General features: G+C 44.3%; 5 protein-coding genes and 1 pseudogene. 4 read left to right on the forward strand and 2 right to left on the reverse strand.

Annotated features, from left to right (window positions below):
• From F7C14_RS08100 to F7C14_RS08115, 4 genes are all read left to right on the forward strand, one after another.
• Window positions 1-209: HEPN domain-containing protein (locus F7C14_RS08100; RefSeq protein WP_290901689.1), on the forward strand; the 209-nt coding region annotated here is incomplete at its 5' end.
• Window positions 206-550, forward strand: a complete 345-nt coding sequence (locus F7C14_RS08105) for a nucleotidyltransferase domain-containing protein (RefSeq protein ID WP_290901690.1) — start codon at window positions 206-208, stop codon at window positions 548-550. The genes F7C14_RS08100 and F7C14_RS08105, both read left to right, overlap by 4 nt.
• Before the next feature lie 58 nt (window positions 551-608).
• Complete coding sequence (locus F7C14_RS08110; protein WP_290901691.1) at window positions 609-1,808, forward strand: methionine adenosyltransferase; 1,200 nt, start codon at window positions 609-611, stop codon at window positions 1,806-1,808.
• Window position 1,809: 1 nt separating this feature from the next.
• Window positions 1,810-2,958, forward strand: a complete 1,149-nt coding sequence (locus F7C14_RS08115) for an Nre family DNA repair protein (protein ID WP_290901692.1) — start codon at window positions 1,810-1,812, stop codon at window positions 2,956-2,958.
• Here F7C14_RS08115 and F7C14_RS08120 read toward each other — a convergent pair.
• Entirely contained in the window at window positions 2,918-3,808 is an 891-nt protein-coding gene (locus F7C14_RS08120; protein ID WP_290901693.1) for a carbohydrate kinase family protein, read from the reverse strand. The genes F7C14_RS08115 and F7C14_RS08120 overlap by 41 nt on opposite strands.
• A pseudogene (locus tag F7C14_RS08125) lies at window positions 3,805-4,255 on the reverse strand (hypothetical protein); the annotation flags it as partial. The pseudogene F7C14_RS08125 and the gene F7C14_RS08120, both read right to left, overlap by 4 nt.

Consider the following 4,255-nt stretch of genomic DNA (forward strand, 5'->3'; position numbering starts at 1 on the left):
CAATAAAAAAACTCTTGAAGGAAATTGGAAAAGCTACGGGGAAGTTCGAGGAAATTAGAAAGTTTATGATCGAAAACATAGATGGCATATCCAATTTGGAAAATGCGTACATAACCTCAAGATACATTCCGACGGAATTCGAAAGAGAAGAAGTGGAGAACATGCTCAGGCTTGCGAAAAAGATTAGGGAGCTGGTTGATGAGTTATGAGGTTCATGGACATTGTGAGGGAAATAGCCGAAGAAGAAAGGAGGTATTTCGAGAACTACATCTACTATGCGAAGCTGATAAAATCGACTGCCGAGAGAATTCTTGGAGAAGCTGAAGTTTACGTCTTTGGCTCGGTTGTTGAAGGTAAATACACTCCAGCGAGCGACATAGATGTTCTAATTGTTTCCAAAAACATGCCAGGAAAGCAATCCGAAAGATCGAAAATCAGAGCTGAAATACTTAAATCCATAGATGTATTCGCTCCATTCGAAATCCATTTGGCGGACGAAAAGGAATTTGAGTGGTACAAGAAATTCGTGAGGAGATTCGTGAGAATTTAGCTATTACTACGCATAATTCGAGGCAATTCTTATATTACTTCACTCGAATCTAAGTTCCATGAGGAACATCGTTGTTGAAGAGCTCGTTCACACTCCTATTGAAGAGCAGAAGATCGAAATAGTCGAAAGGAAAGGCATAGGTCATCCTGATAGCCTCGCTGACGGAATAGCCGAAGCGATGAGCAGAGCTCTTTGCAAGGAGTACATGAAGAAAGTCGGAGCGGTTTTGCACCACAACACTGACGAAACGCAGATTGTGGCTGGTAAAGCCAAGCCGAGCTTTGGAGGGGGAGAGCTGATACAGCCGATATACATTCTACTTGTAGGAAGAGCCACCAAGTATTTCGACGGAATTGACATACCAGCTGACAGAATAGCATTGAAAGCTGCCAAGGAATACGTCAGAGAAGCTATGCGTTATCTTAATCCAGAGACTGACGTAATTTTCGATGTTCGCTTGGGTGAAGGTTCAACCGATTTGAAAGACGTTTTCGAAAGGCAGAAAGGGAAAGTTCCTCTCGCCAACGACACAAGCTTTGGAATAGGCTACGCTCCTCTCTCCGAAACTGAAAACTTGGTTTACAACGTAGAAAGAAGAATTTACGAGGAGTTTAGGAAGAAGGAAAAGGCTATGGGAGAAGATGTAAAGGTAATGGCTCTCAGAGAGGGGGATGTGATAAAGCTTACCGTGGCTGCTGCGATGGTTGTCAGACATCTTTCGAACATTCAGGAGTATCTGGCTGTTAAGGAGGAACTTTCCAGCTTTATTAAAGACATCGCAAACGAGTACACGGAAAGGAAGGTAGAAATTTTCGTCAACACAGCCGATGACGTTGATAGAGGAGTGGTGTATCTTACAGTCACCGGCACCTCCGCTGAGAGCGGTGATGATGGTAGTGTTGGCAGAGGGAACAGGTGCAATGGCTTGATAACTCCCGGCAGACCGATGTCCATGGAAGCTACAAGCGGTAAAAACCCGATAAATCACGTTGGTAAGATATACAACATTCTCGCAAACTTAATAGCGAAGGACTGCTACGAAGCTGTGGAGGGGATAAAGGAGGTTCACGTGAGAATCCTCTCCCAGATAGGTAAGCCGATAGATCAGCCGAAAGTTTGCAGCATTCAGGTCATTCCAGAAAGAGGCTACAGCGTTGAGAGCATGGAAAGCAGGATTAAAACCGTCGCCGACGAATGGCTGGCTGAGATAACCAAGGTGACGGAAATGGTAATCAATGGGGAGATAAGTACCTTCTGAGATGATATGTGCGAAGTGCAAGGGAAATTTAATCTGCGGAAGATGCAAACTTCTCGAATCGATAAGCGTAGCGTATCTGCCGGTAAAGAATAAAATAGAGGATCCAACACCTCCATCAATTTTTATCGGAAGAATAGGCTACCCTAAAGTTTTCGCCGGTCCTCTTGTCGTTTTTTCCGGAAATCCGGAACTTTACGATAACCCCTCTTCTTGGAGCGGAAAAGTTGAGGACGTTTTGAGAATGAGGATGAACGTTGCGAGGGGAGTTAGGAGAATAAATGTCAGAAACTTCGACGAGTACGTTCTGAAGATTCAGGAAATAGCTGCGGCTAAGAAGTACTTTGATGTGGAGGCGGATGTGAAAAAGGTTGTTAGAAAGCCGCTGTTCGATGAGATCGTAAATCCTGCCGGAGTTTCAGCGAGAATAGAAAATTTGAAGCTTGCGGAAAACCCCAAGCTGCCTAAAATTGTGGAAAAGTTCTGGTACGATGAAGTCAAAGCTAATGAGGCAGTCTATAGGCTGTTTGAGAAGGGCTTTCCGACTCACTACATCCAGAGAGTTTTCTCAGCTGGAATTCTTGGAGTTGAGAAGAAACTCGTTCCGACGAGGTGGAGCGTAACAGCCGTTCACGACATTCTTGGAGAAAGGATAAAGGAGGAGATAAGAGATTTTGATACAATCAACGAAGTAAATCTTTTCTTCTACGAGCACTTTGGAAACAGATTTGTTGTGATTGTTTATCCGTCTAAGTACTTTTTCCAGCTTGTGGAGATATGGATCGAAGAGAGCTTTTGGAGTCCCGAAAGAACGTGGATCGGTGTTGATTCTGAAAGCATAGGAAAGAAAAAGAAGTATTCGGAGCTTTCTGGAGGTTATTATGCTGCAAGATTACCAGTTCTCGAATACCTTAAAGAAGTGAGAAGACAAGCGGGGATTCTTGTTGTTAGAGAAATCACTCCGGAGTACAGATATCCCCTCGGAGTGTGGGTTGTTGAAGAGGGGGTTAGAAAAGCTATGAAATCTAAGCCGCTGAAATTCGAAAGCTTATCTCAGGCGTTGAGCTATGCCGAGAAATTAACATGGAACAAAGATTGGAGAAAAATGATCTTCAGACAAACCTCTCTGGATCGATTCCTTCGTAACTCCTAGCTCCAACTCTTTCGACTATCTTCGAAGCAACGTAATTTCCGAGCTTTCCGCAAGCCTCCAAGCTTTTTCCCCTTATCCAGCCGTAGAGAAAGCCAGCGTTGAAAGCGTCGCCAGCTCCAGTGGTGTCGACAACGTTGGCTTTAAAAGCCTCGATGAAGTACTCCTCCTTTCCATCCGTCACGTAGCAGCCCTTTTCCCCGAGTTTAACAGCAACCACTTTCACTCCCTCCTCAACCATTTCCTTGGCAGCCTCTCTGAAATTTTTTCCTACAAGCTTTTCAAGCTCCATTCTATTCGGAAGAAGAATCGTTGTATGCTCTATTATGTCTCTCATCTCTTCAAACCCTCTTTCAACGTACGGTAAGCCGGGGTCGAAACTAACTGCTTTTGCTATCTTTGCAACCTTCTTCTGACTTTCCAAGGAATCAACACCGTTCTTACATATAAAAGAGGTCATGTGCACGATTTCAGCCTCGTCGATGAGCTTCCTGTTCACTTCCTCAAACTTTATCGTGTCATTCACGCCGGGATCGACGAGTATTGCTCTATTTCCACTTTTATCTACGAAGATAAGCGCTTGTCCGCTCCTTCCCTCACTTTTTATCACTCCAGATAAGTCCACTCCCCTCCTTCTGAAATCTTCGACGAGAATCTCTCCTTCGGCATCGTTGCCGACCTTTCCTATGTACCCGGTTTTCACCCCAAAGCTTGCTAATCCGGCTATGGTGTTAGCAGCACTTCCTCCCGGATGAAACTCCACATCTATGACGAACCCTTCCTCATCCTCTCTTGGTATTTTGTCGACGAGGTAAATCTTATCGAGGTTTAAAGCTCCGAATCCAACTATCATCCGAGCTCACCCACCTTTCCTCTAAGTCTTTTCCTCATTTTCTCAGATTTCTCTATAACATCTTCGCTCGCTTCGAAGTAAATTTCCGTCTTTCCCATAACTTCGTCAAGAAGCTCGTGCTCGGAATTTTCGTAATTTTTCACAGCCTCAAATCCTTTTCTCAAAAATAGGTCCACGATCATCGCCTCACTCAAAGCCGTCTCGCTTACTACTATAACGTTTGCCTCTCTAACGGCATATCTATTTCCGTTAAAGGATACGGCTAAACCTTTCTCCCTCGCAGCCCTGAGCATTTCCACATCCGAAATGCTGTCTCCTATGGTTACGACTTTCCTCTCTCCGTAACTTTCCATAATCCTCCTCTTCTCCTCTGCATTTACTACTTTCACGTCTTCGAGCACTCTCTTAAACGGGCTCTTTTCTATCTCTTTGAACAGATCGTTCAAA

The sequence above is a fragment of the Ferroglobus sp. genome, assembly GCF_015521575.1.
Taxonomy (GTDB): domain Archaea; phylum Halobacteriota; class Archaeoglobi; order Archaeoglobales; family Archaeoglobaceae; genus Ferroglobus.

Coding starts and splice junctions, on each gene's coding strand:
- F7C14_RS08120 (WP_290901693.1), bottom strand. CDS start 3,808: ATGATAGTTGGATTCGGAGCTTTAAACCTCGATAAGATTTACCTCGTC.
- F7C14_RS08105 (WP_290901690.1), top strand. CDS start 206: ATGAGGTTCATGGACATTGTGAGGGAAATAGCCGAAGAAGAAAGGAGG.
- F7C14_RS08110 (WP_290901691.1), top strand. CDS start 609: ATGAGGAACATCGTTGTTGAAGAGCTCGTTCACACTCCTATTGAAGAG.
- F7C14_RS08115 (WP_290901692.1), top strand. CDS start 1,810: ATGATATGTGCGAAGTGCAAGGGAAATTTAATCTGCGGAAGATGCAAA.